We start from the raw sequence: 20,670 nt of genomic DNA, 5'->3' as shown, positions 1-20,670 counted from the left end.
TTCGTGGCGATGTTCTGCAGCAAAGGTAGACAGGAACCCGAGCCTCATTAAGTCGGGCATCAGGTTTCGTCCTAAGGGACAATAGGTGATATCCGTTCTGCCCGCGTCTAACCCTTAATGATTTATTTAGGATAAGGCGGTGATTTCGCGGGATGCCAGTCTAAGCCTTGTGCGCCGGCCTGGCATTTCATCGAGGTCGAAGGGCATTGATCCCTTTGCAGCTCCCCCCTTTGGATAGTGTCCGTAGTTGCTGTGGCGGCGTCTCGGTCGAGTGACGACTATGCCTCGCGGCAGACGGTGAGGGGGCAATGATTCCCAGATGCTAGAGTTACAAAGCCATATTGTATCGCAGGTCGAATATGCATCGACTCCCGCGCCGCAGGACATGGGCCGGATCCGTCCGACGAGCATGGACAAGTGCCGTGTTTGCTTCCCCTTTGCCGGCGGCCTGATTGGCGGAAGTCATATTTCGGCCCTGCAACTCATTCAGGGGCTTAACCACACGCAATTCGAACCGGTAGTGCTGTTGCATAGCCTGGACGGTCCGTTGCCCGATTTTCTGGCAAATGCCGGCATCGCCTTTGAGCGCGCGCCGATCCCGCGTTATTGGCAGGCAGGGCATGTCGCGCTCCGCGATCTTCCCACCATGCCTGCCGATATTGCCCGGATGCGCGCCTATCTACGCGCGCATAAAATCAAGATCGTCCATACCAATGAAGGCGCGATGCATGCGACATGGGGCATGCCCGCGCGGCTCGCGGGCGCCCGCCATATCTGGCATCATCGCGGCAATCCGCGTGCGGCCGGCCTGCGCCTTCTGGCGCCGCTGGTAGCCGATCGCGTGATATGTGTGTCGAACTTCGCGTCTCCGCCGCAAGGATTCTGGTCCGCGCGCGGCAAGTCCACGGTCGCTTATAGCCCTTTTGATACCGCGATCGCGCATGTGGATCGCAAGTCAGCGCGATCCACGGCAGAGGCAAGCCTGGGCATTGCCCCGGATACGGCCGTTATTTCCTTCCTGGGTCATTTTTCAACGCGCAAGCGTCCGCTGATCTTCGTCGAGACGATCGCCGCGATGCGACGGGCAAGACCCGACCGGCCCATCGTCGGGCTGATGTTCGGCGAAGAGCATGAAGCCGGGATCGAAGCGCGGATACGACAGCATATTCAGGAACTGGGCGTCGCCGACTGCGTGCGCATGATGGGATTCCTGCAGCCGGTCGAGCCTTGGCTCGCAGCCAGCGACGTTCTGCTCGTTCCGGCGGTGGAGGAGCCTTTCGGCCGCACCGTCATAGAGGCCATGCTGGTCGGCACGCCGGTGGTCGCCGCTGCGTCCGGAGGCAATATCGAGGCGATCCGCAACAGGGGCACGGGACTGCTCGCCCACCCGGACGATCCCGATGACCTGGCCGATCATGTGCTGGGCGTTATCGACGATCCCCGGATGGCGATGACGATCGCGCATCGTGCACGCCAGGAGGCGCTGCAGAAGTTCAGCGTCGAAGCCCATGTAAACAAAATCGCCAGAATCTATCGGGAGGCACTCGCCATATGAATGCGCCTACACCCGCCGCAATATCCGCCATGCCGGGACTGGTCCAACATATCACCACCAGCCTCGACGTTGGTGGTGCGCAATCGATGCTGGTCAAGCTGGTCGAAGCCACCGCCGCCAAGCGCAACGGCGTTCGCCCGGCGGTGCTTTCGCTCATGCGCCCCGGCAGCTTCACGCATCGATTGCGGCAGAGCGGCTGCCCCACCTACACGCTCGGCATGGCGCGCGGTTATCCCGGACCGATTGGCCTGCTTCGGCTCCTGCGCATCACGGGCATGCTTCAGCCCGACCTGCTGCAGGGATGGATGTATCATGGCAATCTTGCCGCCAGCATGGCGCAATTGGCCGTCAAGCGAAGGGTGCCGTTGCTCTGGAACGTGCGTCATTCGCTGGCTGATCCGAAGGTCGAGAAATGGACCAGCCGGGCGCTGCTTTCGCTCAGTGCGCGCCTCTCGCGCAATGTCGATGGTATCATCTATAATTCGCGGACCGCTGCGAACGAGCATGCCGCCTTCGGTTTTGACGCTTCGCGCGCCATCCATATTCCCAACGGGTTCGATCTGACCCGCTATCGCCCCGATGCCCATGCGCGTCAGCGGCTGAAGTCGCTGTTCGGTATGGCAGACGATGGGATGGTCATCGGCATGGTCGCGCGCAATCATCCCATGAAGGATCATGTCATGCTGGTACGGGCAATCGGGAAGGTGCGCGCATCTGGCCGCGACTGCCGGTTGTTGCTAGTGGGACCGGGCATGGATGCGCCGGGTGCCGCGCTGATGCAGGCGATCGGCGAATGCCTGCCGCCCGATGCCGTGACGTTCGCTGGTGAACGGGCAGATGTCGCCGACTGGTTGCCGGGTGTCGACATCGTGGCCTTGTCCTCCGCCTGGGGGGAGGCCTTCCCCAATATCCTGGGCGAAGCGATGGCCTGCGGCGTGCCGTGTGTCGCTACCGATGTCGGGGATAGTGCCTGGGTGATGGGCGAGGGGGGACGCAGCGTGCCGCCGCGTGACGCCGACGCCATGGCGGCGGCGTTGGCAGGTCTCGCGGATCTTGGCGATGATGCGCGCCGGGCGATGGGCGCGGCCGGGCGTTCGCGAGCGGTCGCCCATTTCGACATAAACGACATCGCCGTCCGCTATCGTCGCCTCTATGCCAGCGCCGTTCGTCATGCCATGCAGGGCAGCGGCTCCGTCAGCGCCAGCGCACTCGCAAGCGAGGCTGGAGCGCACAGCCTATGAAAATATTGGTGCTGGCAAGCCTGGCCTATTCACTGGTCAATTTCAGGGGCGCGCTGCTGCGGCGGATGGTCGCGGAGGGGCATGAGGTCGTTGCATGCGCGCCCGATGAAGACCCGGCCACGGATGCTGAACTGCACAGGATGGGCATTGGCTATCGGCGCGTGCCGATGGATCGCATCGGCACCAATCCCTGGCGTGATATCGGCACCTTATGGGCGCTGGGGCGGATCATCCGCAGCGAGGCGCCCGACGTGATCCTGGCCTATACGCAAAAGCCGATCATCTATGGCGGCATGGCAGCTCGCTCTGCCGCACCGCGCGCCCGCTTCTTCGCGATGGTGAGCGGACTTGGGCACGTCTATTCGGATGACGAGCCGGCCAGTGGGAAGCGCCGTTTCCTTCGGCCCCTGATTTCCTTCCTCTATCGCATGGCGATCGCGCGAGCGGCGGGCATTTTCGTGTTCAACGCCGATGACGAGGCTGAGATGCGCCGTCACGCGATCCTCTCTCCCAGACAGAGGGCGACGCAAGTGCCGGGATCGGGCATCGATACCGCCCAGTTCACGCAGCAGCCGATCCCGGACGGACCGCCGATCTTCCTTCTGGTCGCGCGCCTGATGCGCAACAAGGGCATAGGAGAGTTCGTCGAGGCAGCGGTGAAGGTGCGCAGGCAATGTCCGGACGCCCGCTTTCGGATATTGGGACCGCAGGAACCGGGCAAGGCCGGGTTCAGCGCAGAGGAAATGGCAAGCTGGCAGGCGAAGGGCATCGACTATCTGGGTTCCACTCGCGACGTACGGCCTCATCTGGCCGCGGCGAGCGTCTTCGTCCTCCCGACCTTCTATCGTGAAGGTCTGCCGCGGACTATATTGGAAGCCATGGCGGTGGGCCGCCCGATCGTCACGACCGACACGCCGGGATGCCGCGAGACGGTTATACCGGGTAAAAACGGCCTGCTCGTGCCGCCCCGCGATGCCGAGGCACTGGCAAGCGCCATGGCGCTACTGGCAGCCAATCCCGACCGGATCACCGCCATGGGAGCCTGCTCCCGTCAGTTGGCGGAAGATCGTTATCATGTCGACAAGGTCAATGGCCTGCTCCTGAAGGAAATGGGTCTGATCGGCCCTTCGCCCCGGCGCCCGGACGGCCGCGCGCTTGGCGACCATCCCTTGGTCGAGCGCACGCTCGCTGGACTGGCTCTGATCGCCCTGCTGCCGGTCATGCTGCTGCTGGGCATGGTGGTCGCCCTGATACTGGGTCGTCCCGTGTTGTTCCGCCAGCATCGCGCCGGTCGTGGCGGTCAGGCCTTCGACCTCGTCAAATTTCGGTCGATGGGCGATTTGCGCGATGCCCAGGGACAGTCGTTGCCGGACGAGGCGCGATTGACGTCCTTTGGCAGGCTGCTGCGCCGCAGCCGGCTCGATGAATTGCCCGAACTCTGGAACATCGCGCGCGGAGAGATGAGCTTCGTCGGGCCGCGCCCGCTTCTGCCTGCAACGGTGGAGATGATGGGCGAGAGGGGATTGCGGCGCGGCAGCGTGCGGCCTGGGCTGACCGGATGGGCGCAAGTCAACGGTAATGCGTTGCTGAGCGACGCCGATAAATTGGCGCTGGACCTCTGGTATGTCGAGCACCGCTCGCTGGGCCGGGATCTCTGGATTGCGCTCAGGACGGTGGGGACCATATTCGGGGGCGAACGAATCAGCCCGATGCATATTCGGAGGGCGTATGCGAGCGTTGCTGATCGGCGCGGTTGAAGGGACACGCGTCGCTGCCGAAGCCATCGCCGACACGCCCGGCTGGACGCTGGCGGCGATCGGGACATTGCCGCCGGAACTGGCGTCGCGCCATTCGGATTTCGTCGATCTGGCGCCTATTGCCGCGCGGACCGGCGCGGCGCTGATCCCCGTAGCAGCCTGCAATGCGGTCGATTTTCTTGACCAGATCAGGACGATCGCTCCCGACATCGTCTTCGTGATCGGCTGGTCGCAGATATGCGGGCCGGACTTTCGCGCAGCGGCGGGCGGACGCGTTGTTGGATATCATCCTGCGCCTTTGCCCCGGTTGCGGGGCCGGGCCGTCATACCCTGGACGATCCTGCTGGACGAGAAGATCACGGCATCCACTCTCTTCTGGATCGATGAGGGGGTCGACAGTGGCCCGCTGCTCGCGCAGCATTATTTCCATGTCGCGCCCGATGAAACCGCCGCGACACTCTATGCCAAGCATATGGTTGCGCTCGACGCCATGCTGCGCGAACTGCTGCCGCGCTTGCTTCGGGGAGAGATGTCGGCACAGCTTCAGGACGAAAAGGTGGCGACCTATGCCACGCGCCGGCGGCCGAGCGACGGACAGATTGACTGGCGTCAGCCGGCAGAAGCGATCGAGCGGCTGGTGCGCGCAGTGGGACGCCCCTATCCGGGCGCATTCACCGGGGCGGGCGAAGACCGGATCACGATATGGGCCGCGCGCGCCTGTGCATGCGCCGAGCGGCAACATGCCAGTCCCGGCCAAGTGATCCTGCGCGACGAACAGGGATTTGCTGTCTGTTGCGGCGATGGCCGTGCGCTCCATGTGACGGACTATGAAGCCACGCGGGAACGCAAGCCCGCCTTGCACAGCATGTTGGGGGCGTAGGCATGAGTGACAGGATGATCGACAGCGGGGTGACGCTGGTGATCGCGCCGCATCCGGACGATGAGGTTCTGGGTTGCGGCGGCGTGATGGCGCGGCTCGCGGACGCGGGGCGCGATGTCCATGTGGCGATCGTCACGCGGGGTAGGGCGCCACGCTATTCACAGGAAGGGGCCGATCGCGTGCGCCACGAGGCGCTTGCGGCGCACGAACTGCTTGGCGTGGCGCGCACCCATTTTCTCGACCAGCCGGCTGCCGAACTGGATCAGGTGCCCCATGCCGACCTGAACGGCGCAATGGGGCAGCTGTTCGAAGAGGTTAAGCCCGATACGGTCTTCCTGCCGTTTCTGGGCGACATCCATCTCGACCATCAACTGATCTTCCGGTCCGCCATGGTGGCTGCCCGGCCGCGCAGCTGGCACTATCCGCTCCGGCTTTACGCCTATGAGACATTGTCGGAAACCAACTGGGCCGCGCCGCAGATCGAGCCGGGCTTTGCGCCCAACATCTTCATCGACATTCATGAGACGCTGGAGCGCAAGCTCGCCGCCTTCGCCTGCTTCCAGTCGCAATGCGGTATCTTTCCAAACGAACGGTCGCCCGAGGCGTTGCGGGCGCTGGCCATGCTGCGCGGCGCGACCGTCCATCGCTATGCAGCCGAGGCATTTATGCTAATCCGGGAGGTAATCTGATGCATCAGATGACGGGGGATCGGATGGGAGAAATCAAGTCGCAGCCTGCGTCCAGAAAGCGACTGACGATGCTGATCTGTTCAGCCGGTCGCAGGGTCGAACTGCTGATTGCCTTCCGGCGCGCGGCGGGGCATCTGGGCGTCGATCTTCAGATCATCGCCTGCGACATCCAGCCCGAATGGAGCGCCGCCTGTCGCTTCGCCGACAAGTCATTCCGGGTGCCGCGAGCGGATGACCCGGATTATGTGCCCGCGATCGAGGCGATCTGCCGCGACAATGGGGTGGGGCTGGTCGTCCCGACGATCGATACGGAGTTGCAGCCCCTGGCCGATGCCCGTGACCGGCTCGCGACGCTGGGGGTCTGGGTGTCGGTCAGCGATCCGGCGCTGGTTGCCATTTGCCGGGACAAGCTGCTGACCGCCCGCTTCCTGACCGAGCATGGCATCCCGGTGCCCCGTACGACGGCATGGGAGGATATCGATCCTGCAGCATGGACTGGGCCGGCTATCGTCAAGCCACGTGGCGGCAGCGCAGGGCGTTCGATCCTGAAGATCGACACCATCGATAAATTGCCGGCCTCCGTGCCGGAGCCGATGATTGTCCAGGAACTGCTGCTGGGCGAGGAATGGACGGTCAATCTCTATTTCGATGGCAAGGGCTTGCTCCATTCGGTGGTGCCGCATCATCGGGTGCAGGTGCGTGCCGGCGAGGTGGAGAAGGGCGTCACCGGCCGGCCGATCCAGCTTCTCGATATGGCCGAGAAGCTGGCGGCCGCTTTGCCGGGTGCGCGTGGTGCGCTTTGCTATCAGGCGATCATCGCCGCCGATGGCACGGCCAAGCTGTTCGAAATCAATGCCCGTTTTGGCGGAGGCTATCCGCTGGCGGAATCCGCCGGGGCCTCCTTCGCCCAATGGCTGATCGAGGAGCGGTTGAGCCTGCCGAGCAGCGCAAGCAATGACTGGACCACCGGCGTCATGATGCTGCGTTATGATGCTGCCATCTTCGTTTCGCCGTGACTATCACCCTGGTTTTCGATCTGGACGACACGCTCTATCTGGAGCGCGATTATGTTCGCAGCGGCATCCGCGCCGTGGACCTGTGGGCGCGATCGGCGATCGGGCTGAAAGGTCTGGCCGATGCCGCGATCAGGCTCGTTGAATCCGGCCGATATGACAAATTGTTCGACACTGCCCTGACCATGCTGGGCGTGCCTGTCGACCCGCAAATGATCCTACAGATGGTTTCGGTCTATCGCGGGCATGTGCCGGACATTCAACTTGCGCCGGATGCGCGGGCCTTCCTGTCGGCCGGGCATGATTATGCCTTCGCACTGATCAGCGACGGTTTCAGCGTGGCCCAGCATCGCAAGGTTGATGCGCTTGATCTGCCGCGCTTTGGTATCAATCCGATCATCTGTACCGACGATTGGGGGCGGGACTATTGGAAGCCGCACAGTCGCGCCTATGAAGGTGTGCAGGCGGCGCATGCCGGGCGTTCCACCCGGTTCATCTATGTGGCGGACAATCCGACCAAGGACTTTCTCGCGCCGCGCGCGCTGGGCTGGGGCACGGTCCAGATCGACCGACCTGAAGCCATTCATCCGCGAACCGCGCCGAGCGACATGCACCGGGCCGACATGGCGATCGCGTCGTTCGACCAATGGAGCCATGAGCGCATCCTGGCACTGTTCGATTCTATCGTTGAAAGGAGCCAGATCGGATGAAGGTCGCTTTCGTCCTGGCCGGCCTTAGTGCAGGTGGCGCCGAGCGCGTCATCAGCAAACTCGCCGCTGGATCCCTGGCAAGGGGGTGGGAGGTGACGATCGTGACCTTCGACCGACCGGGCGATCCGATCTTCCATCCGATCGATCCCCGGGTCTCGCTCATTCGTCTCGCATTGCCCACCAAAGGACGAGGGTTGAGCGCATGGATTGCGGCCGTCCGACGCTGCTGGGCGCTTCGCCGGACGCTCCAGGGTCGGTTCGACGTCGTCATATCCTTCCTGACAAAGGTCAATGTATTGACCTTGCTGGCGACGCGTGGCGGGAAAATGCCGGTAATCGTGTCCGAGCGGAATAATCCGGATCGGCAGCCGGCGCATCCCCTGTGGCGCTTTGCGTTGCGCTATCTCTATCCGCGCGCAGCCTCGATCGTCATGCTAACCCATAAGGGACGAGAGCGCCTGCGCCCGGTCGAGCGAAAACGGGCGGTTGTCATTCCCAACCCGGTATGTCCATTGCCCTATGGGCCAAGGCATGACTGGCCGCCGCAACTTGTCGCGGTCGGGCGACTGAACGAACAAAAGGGCTTTGACCTGCTGATCGCCGCTTTCGCCTCTCTAGCGGAGCGTTTTCCAGACTGGAACCTGGTGATTTTCGGTGAAGGACCGGATCGGTCGGCGCTTGAGGCGCAGGTTGCGTCGCTCGGATTGACGCGGCGCATCGGCCTGCCTGGTTGCACTGCACATCATGGCGAATGGATCGAATCGGCGACTTTGTTCGTCCTGTCCTCGCGCTACGAAGGGTTCGCCAATGTTGTTGGCGAAGCTATGCAGGCGGGCCTGGCCGTTGTGGCCTATGATTGCGACTTCGGACCATCGGACCTTATCGAACCCAATGTCAGTGGGCTGCTCGTACCTCCCGAAAATGTCAATGAATTGTCTAACGCCTTGGCCCAACTCATGTCTTCACCCGCGGATCGCGAACGGCTGGGCAGCGGCGCCGTGGAACGGGTGAAGATGTTCCGGGAAAGCGCCGTGCTGTCGCGCTGGATGCAGGTGATCGAAAACGCGCACGCCTGATTCCGGAGAGCAGCAATATTGATCACGACCAGCCGATCGTCGATCATGTCGATCTATGCTGCGATGCAAGGACAGTAAATCTAACCTGCATCAAGTATATTGTGGTGGGATCACATCTTTGTCCGAAACGACGCTGATGCATCATGTTGCATTTTCGGACACTATTTTAAAATCTTATAATTATCCCGCCGATGTTAAACTGGTATATTTTTTTTATACCCCTTTCGGACGTAAATAGGTGAACATAAAATTAATCAACGAGGATCGATAATATCTTCGACAACTGGTCGCACGATCCGTCCCTAATCCATGAGGGGGATATTGGACATGACAGACGCGCCCATCCATCTAGCTATTGTAGGCAAGAACGAGATTATTCGTGAAGGTCTAAAGCGAATTCTCATAGAAGAAGATTTTCTGGTCGATGATACCGTTTCACGACCGATGGAACTGGATCACGGAATTGACCAAGGGACAGTCATCATTGTCGATGCGATCGACATAGATGAAGGTCTGGCGACGTGCGAAGAAGTACGTATGCGCTATCCTGAAGCCCGGATCGTCATCATGGCTGATGAATATAGCGTGCAGGATGTATCGCGCGCATTCATGACAGGTGCCGTCGATGGCTATATCGTCAAGCAGATATCCTGTCGGCCCTTGGCGGGCGCGCTTCGGTTGACGGCGCTGGGCGAAAAGGTTCTGCCGTCGCAGATCGCTGAATCGCTCGCCAGTGCGCAGCCCTGCTCCATATCGAAATACTGGAGCGTTGGAGCGGCTGGCAATAATCTTTCGACGCGTGAAGTCGACATTCTCAGATGTCTGGTCGATGGGGAGCCGAACAAGGTGATTTCCCGTCGTTTGCAGATCGCCGATGCGACCGTGAAGGTCCACATCAAGGCTATTTTGCGGAAATTGCGCGTGCGCAACCGTACCCAGGCCGCCATCTGGGCCGTCAGTCGGGGTCTGGCGAGCGATGGGGCTGAGATGCCGATGCCCGTTCCTGCTTTAGCGCCTTCAGGAATATTAGCAGACATGAAGGTAGCCAGATCAAATTGAACATGATGTGCGCCACGCCGGCGCCCACCACGCCAAGCCTTGGCGTGGCAATATAGAGTGTGATGAAGAAAACGGCGCCGGCGACCAGTGCAACGCGGAAGACTTGGGGCTGGAACCCCATGGTCATCAGGGCGGGCCTGAGCGCGCTTCCGGCCAGGAACAGCAATGCGGCGATCGACTGTACGATCAGCGGATGTCCGGCATCCTCGAAATCCGGTCCCGCGACCAGGCGGATGACGTCATCGCCGACGAACAACACCCCAAGCACGAAACATATCGCCACGCTGAAGGTCAGGAGTTCGACCTGCCGGATGGCGGCGACGAAATTGTCGATGTCCCGCCGTGCCCAGAGGCGCGCCAGATCGGGCAGCGCCACCTGCTGCAACATTGCGCCAGCCTTCATCGCCGCGAGCGTGAATTTGCGAACCAGTTGGTAAATCCCTGCGCCGATCGGCCCGGCGATTGCGCCGACGGCCAATATATCGAGTTCCTGGGTTGCCTTGCGCACCAATACGGTACCATTTGCGGACAGGATCTGCGGCCAGATTCCCTCGAACTCGGGCGCGAGGGCCAGGCCGTCGATCCGCGGGGTGAAGCGATAGTCGTTACGCCGTAATTCGACGATGGCAGCGAAGCTGAGTGCCATCCGCTGGAGGCAGGGAACGGCGATCATGGTCGCCAGCAATTCCCAGATCGATCCGCCGGTTGCCCAGATCAGCGCCACGGCGGCAAGACGCAGCAACGCGAGACCGGGCTCGACCCAGGCGATGACGGCGAACCGATCGAACAGGCGCAGGATGCCGATCGGGGTCGAAGAGATTCCGAAGAAAACGGCGATGCTGTAAAAGCGTGCCATCTCCTGGGTTTCCATATCCCACCCCAGCCATGCGCCGACATAGGGTGCCGCCAGCAACGTGATTGCACCTGCGGCCAGCGCACCGCTCACATCCAGCGCGACACCGAATTGCACGAGGCGCATGAAACCCCGCCGATCGCCTCTTTCTATCGCAGCGGACCCGTAGCGGATGATCGCTTGCCAGGATTCCAGCCGGATGATCTGGTCGATCAGGCGGCCATAGGCTTCGACCATGGCAAGCATGCCCAGCAAGGCCGGCCCCAGCATCTGGGCCATGAACGCGAGTGTCACCATGCCGATGCCGATGGCGGTGGCATTTCCGGTCGCCAGATGGGCGACCTGCCTCAGCATCCATCCCATTTGCGCGCGGCCGCGCCCTTCGGGACGAGCGCCGCGGGACGACTCCTCCATGCCGGTCAGGGCCATGGTTTCGATATCCCCGCCGATCGACGCGACGGAGCTGGGCGATGACGGTGGCTCTTGATTCATGACTGTGGCGTGCCGGTTCCGCTGGCTGAATGCTAGGCGGCAAAGAGGGATAGTTCAGTAGAGGTATGGCGAACCCGGCCGGCGGTAGTAGAGGCGGGGGATGCTACCCAAAATCGCTGGGAAACACCCTTCTGGTTTCTAGCCGCATATCGCGACCCGCGTAAGGTCCAAGGCTCCACATTGTTCAATGGTCTATCGATTCGGAGTGATGGAATATGCAGGACCGTGCGCTGGCGGATATGCGGCCACCCCCTCCCTCCGTGCCGCAGCAGGCATCGGGCGTCGATTTTCTGAGGGTGCTGCGGCGTCACCAAAGGCGGCTGGCTATCACCTTTCTAGTCGTCATCGTCCTGGCGGCCATTGCGCTGGCCTTCATCGAGCCGCGCTATCAAGCTACGGCTGTCATGCGCGTGGATACGGGCGAAACTGTGCTTCCGGCAGAGGAAGAAACTGCGGCATCGATCCGTGATGCCGAACTGCGACGCGAACATCAGATCGAAACGCAGATACAGCTCCTCCAGTCCCGGCCGCTGGCGCGGCAGGTGGTTCGCGACCTGGCCCTGCACGACGATCCCGAATTCAATCCCTATGCCAATCCTGACAAGCGGACGTCATGGGATAATTTCCTGGATCGTCTTACTTTCTGGAACGTGGACGACCGGGCGCTGGCAAAGGCATCGGTCAAGGGAAGCACGTCGCCTCAACTGATCGAACGGACCACCGACCGCCTTCTCGACGCCCTCAAGGTCGATCAGGATGGGCAGTCGAGCTTTGTGGACGTTACGGTAACGTCGGTCAGCCCCGACAAGGCGGCCCGGATCGCCAACAAGATCACGCGCGTATATGTGAAGTCGCAAGTTGATGAGCGGCAGTCCGCCATCAAGCGCCGCATCCAGACCTTGGGCGAGCGTGTCGCAGAACTGCGTGGGCAGCTTGTGTCCACCGAACAGTCCATCGCGTCCTATCGCCGGTCGCGCGGTCTTGATCCGGGAGCCGGCAATGATGCCAATTCCGCGCAACTCGGCCGCGCGGCCGCCGAACTCGCCGCGACACGTGGTCAGCGCGCAGAGGCGCAGCGGCGGTCCGGTTCGGCGGGGCAGTTGATGTCGCCGCTGCTCGCCGAGCTTCGCAGTCAGCAGGCGAGCGTTCAGCGCCGCCTCGGCGAACTTGCCACGCTTTACGGGAACGGTCATCCCGACGTGAAGAAGGCCTATGCCGAACTGGCCCAGCTGGACGGCAATATTGCCACTGAATCCGCGCGGGTGCGGTCGCAACTGTCCAATGAAGCTTCGGCGCAGCAGTCGCGCGAGGCGCAACTGGCTGGCGACGTGGCTTCGTTGAGGGCGCGCTCGCTGAACAATATTGTCGAAGGCGTCCCGCTTGCCGATCTGGAACGCAACGCCCAGGCAATGCAGACGGTGTATCTCGCTTCGCTTGGTCGCCTCAATGAAATCCGCAGGGACGAGAAAAATGTGAAGGCAGATGCCTCCATCGCATCTGTCGCCTTGCAGCCGACCCAGCCCAGCTTCCCGCGTCGAACGCAAATCATGGCTGCGGCCGCCGTCGCTGCGATCATGTTCGGGTTGATCGTCGTCATGTTGAGTGAAGCACTCGATACCCAGGTTCGCAGTGCGGCGCAAATCTGGGCGATTGCCGGCTTGCCGACGCTTGGGTTGATCCCGCGTCTTTCGGATCGTCGGGAACAGCGCATCGCCACGCATCAGCGCGTGATCGATCACCCCTATTCGACCTTTGCCGAATCGGTGCGGTCGATCGAAAGCCGACTTGCACGCACCTCCGGTCGCGCCGCCGGTAACGTGGTGATGGTCACATCGCCCTTGCCGGGTGATGGCAAGACGACGCTGTCCATCGGTCTGGCGGCTGCCGCCATCGCCCGTGGCCGGCGCGCGATCGTGATTGATTTCGACCTGCGCCGCCCTGGCCTTGGCAGCACCTTGCAGCGCGGTACGTCGGGCAAGGACCTGCTCGATTATCTCGCCGGCAACGCCACGCTTGACGAGATTATCCTGACCAGCGCGTCGACGCCTGCCATCCATGGCATAAGGGCGCTTCGCTCGGCACCCGATCCTGGCGCGGCGATCGCCTCGCCAAGGGTCGAAACGCTGATTGCGGCCTTGCGCGCGCGGTATGACGTGATTGTCCTCAATACACCGCCCGTGCTGGCAGTAGGTGACGCGCAGGAGCTTGCTCCTTATGCCGACCAGACGGTGATGGTGCTTCGCTGGGGCCGCACGACGCCGGATCTTCTGCGGTCCGCCATATTGCAGTTCGGCGAGCCGATCACCGGCGCCGCGTTCAATCGTGTGCAATATCGGAAGCATGCGCAGCTTCGCTACGGCGACAGCATCCAGCATTATCGCAAATATACCTATGGCGAGGAGGAGAGTCCCAATCGACTTGCGCCTCTCATGCGGTTGATCGGCCGCCGTGCGGGGTAGGATTGAAGCAATAACCCGACCCACCCGGCAGCGGTGGGCAGGCAACCGTTTTTCTAGAAAGGGCAGGCCGTTGCCCCCTGATCTGATAGCTATTGAGGGAGGGTTGGGGACTGCGGGGCGTGATACGTTCCGCGAGTTGCACCTGCTTGTGATTGACCCCCGTTCGCTCACACGTGATTGTCTGCTGGCTGCGCTTCAGGATACGCCTGAAATCCGGTCAGTGACAGCTGCCGCCAGCGTGTGGGAAGCGACCACGATCTTGCGGGACCGTCGTGTCATCAATGCGGTATTGCTCAATCTCGCTTCTGATGCATTCGATCAGGCCAGCCTGTCGACGATGATCGATCCGCTGCAAGTCGCAGCGCCCGGCGGGCGTATCCTGATCCTCACGACGCATACGGATACGGACCATGCCGGTGCCGCGTTGCGACTGGGTATCGATGGATATCTCAATAGTGAAATGTCGTTCGAACTGACCAAGGATGCGATCTGCATCGTAGGGCGCGGGTGCATCATTTATCCCCGTTCCGTGCTGGCGGGACCTGGGCTGGGACCGCCGGCGGCATCGACCGTCGGCTTGCTCACCCATGATGAGCGGCTTACCCAGCGCCAGCGCGAAGTGCTTGAAGGCGTTGCCCGTGGGATGACCAATCGAGAGATCGCAGGCAGGCTGGTGATCAGCGAGCGGACGGTGAAGGCACATGTAAAGGAACTCATGCGCCGACTCGGTGCGAGTAATCGAACCCAGGTGGTCGCGATTGCGAGTAATTTGCTTTGAATATTCTGATTCATAATACATTGGCTAACTAAGAATAAAATATATTGTCCGAAAGAACATGTTCTTTCGGACAATATATTTGTGTAATAATGAAATTATGAGGCAAATCGACTGAAAATATGCGATGAGTTAACTTGATTGCAATTTCGCAGGAGATAAAACCGCGCCGGGTTCATTTCGGGTGCGGTTTTTTGGTTTGCGCCTTCAAGGGGTGAATTTTAAAGGGCAATGAAAATTCTATGATCCAGAAAATAATTCTGGGTCAGGCTGGAATATTGCCTTTCGAAAAAAATCCGGGGGGCGAAAATAAATGTGGGGTTCTGCAAGTTCAAAAGCGAAGCTCATATTCTTGACTGTCACGATTGCAGTTCTAGTCGCGACCGCGGTCGGGGTTCGTGCGGGGGCGATCGACATCGGCGCGAAAGTGAAACTCACCACTAACTTCTGGTTGATGGAGAGCGATCTCAGGACCGGCGCCGGGATCCAGTCAGCCTCGGCAGACGGGGACATTGTGGACGGCCCTTTGTCTCGAAATGGTGAGCGCTGGTGGCGAGTTGATTTCGCCCAGGGCGCGGATGGCTGGGTCAAGGAAGCGGCCCTGGTGGAGAATGCAGGAGCTGCCACCCATCTTTCATCCGTGGCGCCTGCGCCTGCGCTCGTTTCGACGCGGGGACTGATGGTTCCTACTGTGTCTGTAGCAGCTGCGGCAACGGGTACTGCCGCTGCCTTCGCCAATCCCGATGACGGAGACATTCCTGACCGCGCGCTGCATCCGCTGGCATTTCCCACCGCAACCGGCTTTGGCAAGAATAGCAGCGTGCGCAGTCCGGATGCGGTCGTATATAAGATCAATACCCGCGAAGATGTCGCTGATCCTGCAGATGGCAAGATCAGCTATCGCGAATGTGCTCTGGCGCTACCAATCACGAATCCCTATATTATTCCAGCCGATCGTCCGCGCTATTGCGTGTTCGATGTAGCCGGCGCCATCATTCTGCAATCGCCGGCTTTCATCACTCAGCCCAAAATCTATATCGCCGGCCAGACATCGCCCGGCGGGATCGAGTTTCGGCTGGGGCAGAAATATAATCCGGTGGATTCGCTGATCGATACGCGTCGCGGCGGAAATCATATGATCTTGCGCCATGTGCGGACGCGCACCGGCCCCCATCTAGGCCGTGAATCCCAGAATGGCGATCCGATCAGAATGTCGGGCACCAACAACCAGATACTCGATCATGTGTCGACGATGTTCGGGACCGACGAAAGTCTGGACATGGCCTGTACCGATTGCACCGTGCAATGGTCGATCATTGGACCGAATATCTGCCGCAACGCCGGACATACTTCGTCCCTGCACTGCAAGACGTTCTTCCTGAAGCCTGCTACCCGTGTGACCATTGCGCATAATCTTTCGCAGCATGGGGAGCAGCGTGGAATCAATATTGCCGCGGGTTCCAATCCGGCGATGGCAGGTGCGAAGGGGCAGTTCGACGTGGTCAACAACGTCCTCTACAACTTCATTGCCGAGGCAGGGCTGGTTTCGAACCAGTTCGGCAGCGTCTATGCAAATTACCTCAACAACGTCTATCTGCGTGGCCCCAAATATAATGCCTCGGATGGCAATTATCTGATCGGCCTTTATGCCAATGCGAGCCGCTACGCCTTTGGCTTCAATATTTTCTCTAAGGGGAATGTGACGCCGCGGACGCGCATTGCAGGGCAGTTCGGTTCGACGACGACGGACTCATTCCAGAATAGCGCGGGCTATATCGCCCATGTCAGCGCCAATTCGGTGTGCGGCCTCACCATTGCCGGCATTCAGGATTGCAGCCATTTCGGGCTGACCGTGGTGCAGAACATCACCTATGCCCTGATGCCGGGCCTCGCCACGCCTTCCTTCGACGTCGCGCGGGTCACGTCGGCGCAACAAGCCTTTCGTGACGTCATGACCTTCGCTGGCGCGAACCAATGTCTTTATGGTGCGTGCCGGGACAATGTGGATGCCATGTATATCGACGATGTTCGGACATGCGATACCGCTCCCTATCTGTTCGACCAGAACTGGCCATCGACGGTTTCCGAAGCGGGGGGCTGGGCGCGACTTACGCAGCGTGCGGCCAAACTGGACAGTGACAATGACGGTATGCCGGACGATTGGGAAAAGAAGTTCAGGAACAGCAATCCCCATGTCTGGGATGCGAATGACGATCGCGATGGAGACGGCTATCCCAATATCGAGGAATATCTGAACGCGCTGGCGCAGGACCACGTTCGTTACGATAATATGGTCGGAAAGGGGACTGGCGTTATTCCTGCCTATAACTGCGGTCGGCCCATGTTTTGATCGGCAACGATTCGATTTTGATAATGATAATCATACCGATCGATATATTGATTTAAGTCAATTTCGCACGTCACGAGAATATATTCTCTGCCAGTATAGGGCGTTCTGGCTTTTTCTCTATTAGGGATGCGGGCTATCCCTAATGGTGTAGATACTTTGTTGAATTTATCGATTAAAACTCTCCGACGGCCCGAGTCTGGCGCGAGTCAGGCCGTGGAGGTTTGTGGTGCTGGATGGGTTTGTCAGGAAGTTGGGGTGGAAGCTGGGGGTCTCTGCTGAAGAGGCGCAATCGCTGGCGGATGTGGTGCAACGTCAGTTGCGCCACGTTAAGGCGCGGCAGGATATTTATGTCGATGGCGATCCGGCTTCCTATGTGAGGATTATCCTGGATGGCTGGGCCTGCCGCTATCATCAATTTGAAAATGGGACGCGGCAGATCGTCCAGATACTGATGCCCGGCGATATAATGGGGCATGATACCGCGCACGCCTATCAGGATCATTCCGCCTGCTCCATCTCACCGGTCGTTTTCGCGCAACTCCCCTATCCCGATTTCATGGCGGCAGTGACGCAATTTCCTGGAATGGAAAGGGCGTTAAGATGGGATTTGAGCATGGTGCAGGCCATCCAGCGCCAATGGATATCCGTTATTGGCCGCTTCGGTGCCACACAGCGGATCGCTCATCTGATCTGTGAACTCTATGTGCGCGCGCTTTTGCTCGAAAGCGCGAAGGAGAAGCGGGCGGTCGACTTTCCAATGGCCCAACGCGATATCGCTGATTGCACGGGTCTGAGCTTGGTGCAGGTTAACCGCAGCATCAATTTGCTCCGATCGACCGGGCTGCTCTATTGGCGCCATCGCTCGCTCGAAATTGTCGACCTTGGAGCGTTGGCGAAAATGGGCATGTTCAACCCTCATTATCTCGGGCATGTCGATAGTCTGTTTGCCCGAGATGGGGGGGATGCTCGACGCAGCCGTTCCGGCACGGGCGGGCAGGACACGCTTCCTTTGTTCAGATGATGCCTCCGCCCTATGTACCATCCATTGGTGGGCCTCTGGGCAGTTCGCGTGGTGAGCAATATGTGGTGACGAAAAGGCATGGGCCTTGACGCCTACCGCATCGAATTCGGAAGTGACGCCCTTAACGATAGATTTCATCCGCTCATCTCGTGCCGCCGGGCCGAGAATGAAGCATCGATATCTGGAGAAAGGGCGCGCTGGGCGAACGTCAACATGCGGTCTCGTTCGACCAGCGGGATTTCCGCTTTACGCAGGGGCGTGACGGAGCCGTCTACGCCTTTTGCCTTGTAGCGCCTGATGCCGGCACCATCCTCACTATTCGGAGCTTTGCGGGTAAAAAGGCGGAGAAGGTGAAATCAGCCCATCTGCTCGGTCGTCAACGTGACCTCAACTGGAGCCAGGATGGGGATGGGCTTAAGATTGAAGTGCCTCGTGACCATGGCCACAACATAGCCATGGGCTTCAGGATAGCGGCCGATAAGGATCGACATCGGTAGGCGCCAACAGGGACTTAACTGTCGCCTCCGCTAAGCACGCTAAACTGTGGCTTATGGCAAGATCGGGCCTTGGTGCATCTGGTCACTGCGCCTAACTGCCACGGTTGCTAATGCCTTCCCACGACAACGGAACAGCGTTGGTGGAGGATCGCCTAGCGCCACTCAAACCCCTATGAGCGGGGTCCATAGCATCGCTAGAATCCTTATTGGAGGCGGACATTATGTCCAATGTTCATCGCCGCTTTCTTGGTATATGGTTAGATAATTTCGAGCTGTGATGATAGTCTTAATAGATCTATTTTATTATTGAACAGGGCTTTTAAAGTTAATGGATTGGGTTCCTGTTGTTTTCATAATGTTCAAGATTATGGCATTCGGCGCAGGGATGTTCTTCGCCGTCAAGTGGCATTATGATCAGGATAAAAAGATACAGAAGGGAGAGGTGCTAAGAGCTGTTGGAAAGATAACCGCGATCTTATTGCTATCGCTCCTAGGCCTGCTGTTTGTCACCTTCATGCTTGCCAGGATGCTTGGTTTGGACATGGCATTCCCACGATAGAGGGGGGCTTCCACGCGTGCGGCCCGATGCCTTGAACTGGTCGACAGCCGCCGGAATAGCTGACAGTCTGCACTTGGGGAGCGAAAATTGGCCGCGGGGCGTCTGGTTAGGGTCGACGTCGGAATAGCCACTCGGCACCACTTTTGGTCGTTCCCTCGATCATTTCATATGCTCAAAAGCCGACATTCGCAGAAGAAGACGTCGATATGTTGTCTAGCTAACGCAATTGCATTTTATTCGCGGCAGCGCATTTGTAGAGGGCTGATACCCTTTCCACTTCGTCGATCTCGGTCCAGGAATCGATCCGTGATACCATTGGGATGGCTGCCCCTTTCCGATTGAAGACCTGATGCAACAAAAAGCGACCTACTCCAGCACGTGGCTTCACAGTCCCTCAGAGGTTCTGACGAGTTGCATCTCACTTTGATCGCTTTACCGGGCAGATGGTTATCGCGCCCAGCAGTGCGAAGCCGCAGCCGACCACGTACAGCACGGCGTAATCGTTGCCGCGCGCGCTGCCGATCGCCAGGACGATCGGGGCAATAGCAGGTGCCAGGGACTGGGGCAGGCTGTTGGCGATCTGGAACACACCCATATCCTTGGCGCTGTCCTCTGGCCGGGGCAGGATGGCGGCGAGCAGGGCCAGGTCCACCGCGAAATAAAGGCCCTTGCCGATCCCCGCCATGGCCACGCCGACCAGGAATTGCGACACGGACGGCGCCATCGCGATCGTCAGGAAGCCGGCGCCCTCCAGCGCGGCGGCGAGGAAGACCAGCGGTTTGCGACGGCCAGTCCAGTCGGTGATGAAGCCGCCGACCAGCGATATGGCGATGGTCGCGGTGGCGATGATCGCCATCGACTTCACCATCACCTGCGTTGCTTCCGCCTTCTCCAGTGACAGTTGGTCGGTCAGGAAGAAGAGCTGGTAGGTCAGCAGGAACGACCAGGCCATCATGATGAGGAAGCGGCTGCCGAAGGCCCAGCTAAAATCCCAGTCGCGAAACGGCGCGCCGATCGCGTGCAACATCGCGATCGGCCCGAGGCGGCGATCATCGCTGCCGTCGGCCGGCCGATCGGGCAGGATAAGACAGAGGGTGGTGATACTGGCCAAGGTGATGGCGAAGGGAGCAAGGAACATCAGCAGCGACGACCCCTGCGTATATTGGGTGATCCAGCTGCCCGCGAAGGTGCCCATGGTCGACGTCATGCCCAGCATGCCCGCAACGCGGCCCTGCCAGCGGACGGGGATGACGTCGGGCAGAATTGGCAGGCAGCCTGCCTGCATCGCGTTGAAGCCGGCCTGACAGATGACCCAGCCCACGCCCAGCAGCAGCAGATTGGGTGCGAGGCCGAGCAGCAGCAGACCCGCGCCGGCGACTGCAAGCCCCCCTAGAAGCCAGGGGCGGCGGCGGCCGAAGCGGCTACGCGTGCGATCCGACAGGGCGCCGCAAATCGGTGTGGCCACCAGCGCTACGAAGCCGCCGATCGCCAGAATGATACCCAGCCAGCGGCCCTTTTCCGCCTCGCTCGCAATGTCGCCGACGCGCAGCGCCAGCGTCATCACCACGGGCGTCAGCAAGGCGATCCAGATGCCGAACTGCGCCAGCACATAGATGGCGACGAAGCCCAGCGACACGGCGGGGCGGGTGGTTTCCGGCGAAGGGGATGCGGTCATCGACGCGAA

Annotated in this window: 16 protein-coding genes; 14 read left to right on the top strand and 2 right to left on the bottom strand. The window is 60.3% G+C overall.

Annotated elements, in window-relative coordinates; all coding sequences use genetic code 11:
• Positions 1–319 precede the first annotated feature (319 nt).
• From DM806_RS24680 to DM806_RS24640, 9 genes are all read left to right on the top strand, one after another.
• On the top strand, positions 320–1,555 hold the full coding sequence (locus DM806_RS24680; RefSeq protein ID WP_179045796.1) for a glycosyltransferase family 4 protein: 1,236 nt from the start codon (positions 320–322) through the stop codon (positions 1,553–1,555).
• A complete protein-coding gene (locus DM806_RS24675) occupies positions 1,552–2,796 on the top strand; it encodes a glycosyltransferase (protein ID WP_179045795.1) in 1,245 nt (414 codons plus the stop codon). The genes DM806_RS24680 and DM806_RS24675 overlap by 4 nt, the downstream gene beginning before the upstream one ends.
• Positions 2,793–4,553, top strand: a complete 1,761-nt coding sequence (locus DM806_RS24670) for a sugar transferase (protein WP_179045794.1) — start codon at positions 2,793–2,795, stop codon at positions 4,551–4,553. Before DM806_RS24675 ends, DM806_RS24670 begins: the two co-directional genes overlap by 4 nt.
• On the top strand, positions 4,525–5,433 hold the full coding sequence (locus DM806_RS24665) for a formyltransferase family protein (protein WP_179045793.1): 909 nt from the start codon (positions 4,525–4,527) through the stop codon (positions 5,431–5,433). Before DM806_RS24670 ends, DM806_RS24665 begins: the two co-directional genes overlap by 29 nt.
• Before the next feature lie 2 nt (positions 5,434–5,435).
• Positions 5,436–6,122 (top strand): PIG-L deacetylase family protein, encoded by a 687-nt coding sequence (locus DM806_RS24660; RefSeq protein WP_179045792.1) that lies wholly within the window; start codon positions 5,436–5,438, stop codon positions 6,120–6,122.
• A gap of 68 nt (positions 6,123–6,190) precedes the next feature.
• Complete coding sequence (locus DM806_RS24655; RefSeq protein WP_256869482.1) at positions 6,191–7,138, top strand: ATP-grasp domain-containing protein; 948 nt, start codon at positions 6,191–6,193, stop codon at positions 7,136–7,138.
• Positions 7,135–7,845 (top strand): HAD family hydrolase, encoded by a 711-nt coding sequence (locus DM806_RS24650; RefSeq protein WP_179045791.1) that lies wholly within the window; start codon positions 7,135–7,137, stop codon positions 7,843–7,845. The genes DM806_RS24655 and DM806_RS24650 overlap by 4 nt, the downstream gene beginning before the upstream one ends.
• A complete protein-coding gene (locus tag DM806_RS24645) occupies positions 7,842–8,921 on the top strand; it encodes a glycosyltransferase family 4 protein (RefSeq protein ID WP_179045790.1) in 1,080 nt (359 codons plus the stop codon). Before DM806_RS24650 ends, DM806_RS24645 begins: the two co-directional genes overlap by 4 nt.
• Before the next feature lie 327 nt (positions 8,922–9,248).
• On the top strand, positions 9,249–9,980 hold the full coding sequence (locus DM806_RS24640) for a LuxR C-terminal-related transcriptional regulator (RefSeq protein ID WP_256869481.1): 732 nt from the start codon (positions 9,249–9,251) through the stop codon (positions 9,978–9,980).
• On the opposite strand, the gene DM806_RS24635 is transcribed toward DM806_RS24640, so the two are convergent.
• Positions 9,877–11,325 carry a lipopolysaccharide biosynthesis protein gene (locus tag DM806_RS24635; protein ID WP_179045789.1) on the bottom strand — a complete coding sequence of 483 codons (1,449 nt, stop codon included), beginning with the start codon at positions 11,323–11,325 and terminating at the stop codon, positions 9,877–9,879. The two genes, DM806_RS24640 and DM806_RS24635, sit on opposite strands and share 104 nt — an antisense overlap.
• Before the next feature lie 215 nt (positions 11,326–11,540).
• Here DM806_RS24635 and DM806_RS24630 point away from each other — a divergent pair, with 215 nt between their 5' ends.
• The 5 genes from DM806_RS24630 to DM806_RS27885 all read left to right on the top strand — a co-directional run bounded on the left by DM806_RS24630 (position 11,541) and on the right by DM806_RS27885 (position 18,427).
• Entirely contained in the window at positions 11,541–13,784 is a 2,244-nt protein-coding gene (locus DM806_RS24630; protein WP_179045788.1) for a GumC family protein, read from the top strand.
• A 70-nt stretch (positions 13,785–13,854) separates the two neighbouring features.
• Positions 13,855–14,562, top strand: a complete 708-nt coding sequence (locus DM806_RS24625) for a response regulator transcription factor (RefSeq protein WP_179045787.1) — start codon at positions 13,855–13,857, stop codon at positions 14,560–14,562.
• A 349-nt stretch (positions 14,563–14,911) separates the two neighbouring features.
• The gene (locus DM806_RS24620) at positions 14,912–16,909 is read left to right on the top strand and encodes a hypothetical protein (protein ID WP_179045786.1); all 1,998 of its coding nucleotides are present in this window, start codon (positions 14,912–14,914) and stop codon (positions 16,907–16,909) included.
• Positions 16,910–17,135: 226 nt separating this feature from the next.
• Positions 17,136–17,930 (top strand): Crp/Fnr family transcriptional regulator, encoded by a 795-nt coding sequence (locus DM806_RS24615; RefSeq protein WP_179045785.1) that lies wholly within the window; start codon positions 17,136–17,138, stop codon positions 17,928–17,930.
• 173 nt (positions 17,931–18,103) lie between these two features.
• On the top strand, positions 18,104–18,427 hold the full coding sequence (locus tag DM806_RS27885; RefSeq protein WP_179045881.1) for an alpha-L-fucosidase C-terminal domain-containing protein: 324 nt from the start codon (positions 18,104–18,106) through the stop codon (positions 18,425–18,427).
• A 977-nt stretch (positions 18,428–19,404) separates the two neighbouring features.
• Here DM806_RS27885 and DM806_RS24605 read toward each other — a convergent pair.
• Positions 19,405–20,661 carry an MFS transporter gene (locus DM806_RS24605; RefSeq protein ID WP_179045784.1) on the bottom strand — a complete coding sequence of 419 codons (1,257 nt, stop codon included), beginning with the start codon at positions 20,659–20,661 and terminating at the stop codon, positions 19,405–19,407.
• Positions 20,662–20,670 lie beyond the last annotated feature (9 nt).

Source organism: Sphingobium lactosutens (assembly GCF_013393185.1).
GTDB lineage: Bacteria > Pseudomonadota > Alphaproteobacteria > Sphingomonadales > Sphingomonadaceae > Sphingobium > Sphingobium lactosutens_A.
This window is presented reverse-complemented; position numbering and strand designations above follow the sequence as displayed.

Bases quoted from the DNA above. Each gene is read 5' to 3' on its own strand.
- DM806_RS24680 (WP_179045796.1), top strand. From the start codon at position 320: ATGCTAGAGTTACAAAGCCATATTGTATCGCAGGTCGAATATGCATCG.
- DM806_RS24675 (WP_179045795.1), top strand. From the start codon at position 1,552: ATGAATGCGCCTACACCCGCCGCAATATCCGCCATGCCGGGACTGGTC.
- DM806_RS24670 (WP_179045794.1), top strand. From the start codon at position 2,793: ATGAAAATATTGGTGCTGGCAAGCCTGGCCTATTCACTGGTCAATTTC.
- DM806_RS24665 (WP_179045793.1), top strand. From the start codon at position 4,525: ATGCGAGCGTTGCTGATCGGCGCGGTTGAAGGGACACGCGTCGCTGCC.
- DM806_RS24660 (WP_179045792.1), top strand. From the start codon at position 5,436: ATGAGTGACAGGATGATCGACAGCGGGGTGACGCTGGTGATCGCGCCG.
- DM806_RS24655 (WP_256869482.1), top strand. From the start codon at position 6,191: ATGCTGATCTGTTCAGCCGGTCGCAGGGTCGAACTGCTGATTGCCTTC.
- DM806_RS24645 (WP_179045790.1), top strand. From the start codon at position 7,842: ATGAAGGTCGCTTTCGTCCTGGCCGGCCTTAGTGCAGGTGGCGCCGAG.
- DM806_RS24640 (WP_256869481.1), top strand. From the start codon at position 9,249: ATGACAGACGCGCCCATCCATCTAGCTATTGTAGGCAAGAACGAGATT.
- DM806_RS24635 (WP_179045789.1), bottom strand. From the start codon at position 11,325: ATGAATCAAGAGCCACCGTCATCGCCCAGCTCCGTCGCGTCGATCGGC.
- DM806_RS24630 (WP_179045788.1), top strand. From the start codon at position 11,541: ATGCAGGACCGTGCGCTGGCGGATATGCGGCCACCCCCTCCCTCCGTG.
- DM806_RS24605 (WP_179045784.1), bottom strand. From the start codon at position 20,661: ATGACCGCATCCCCTTCGCCGGAAACCACCCGCCCCGCCGTGTCGCTG.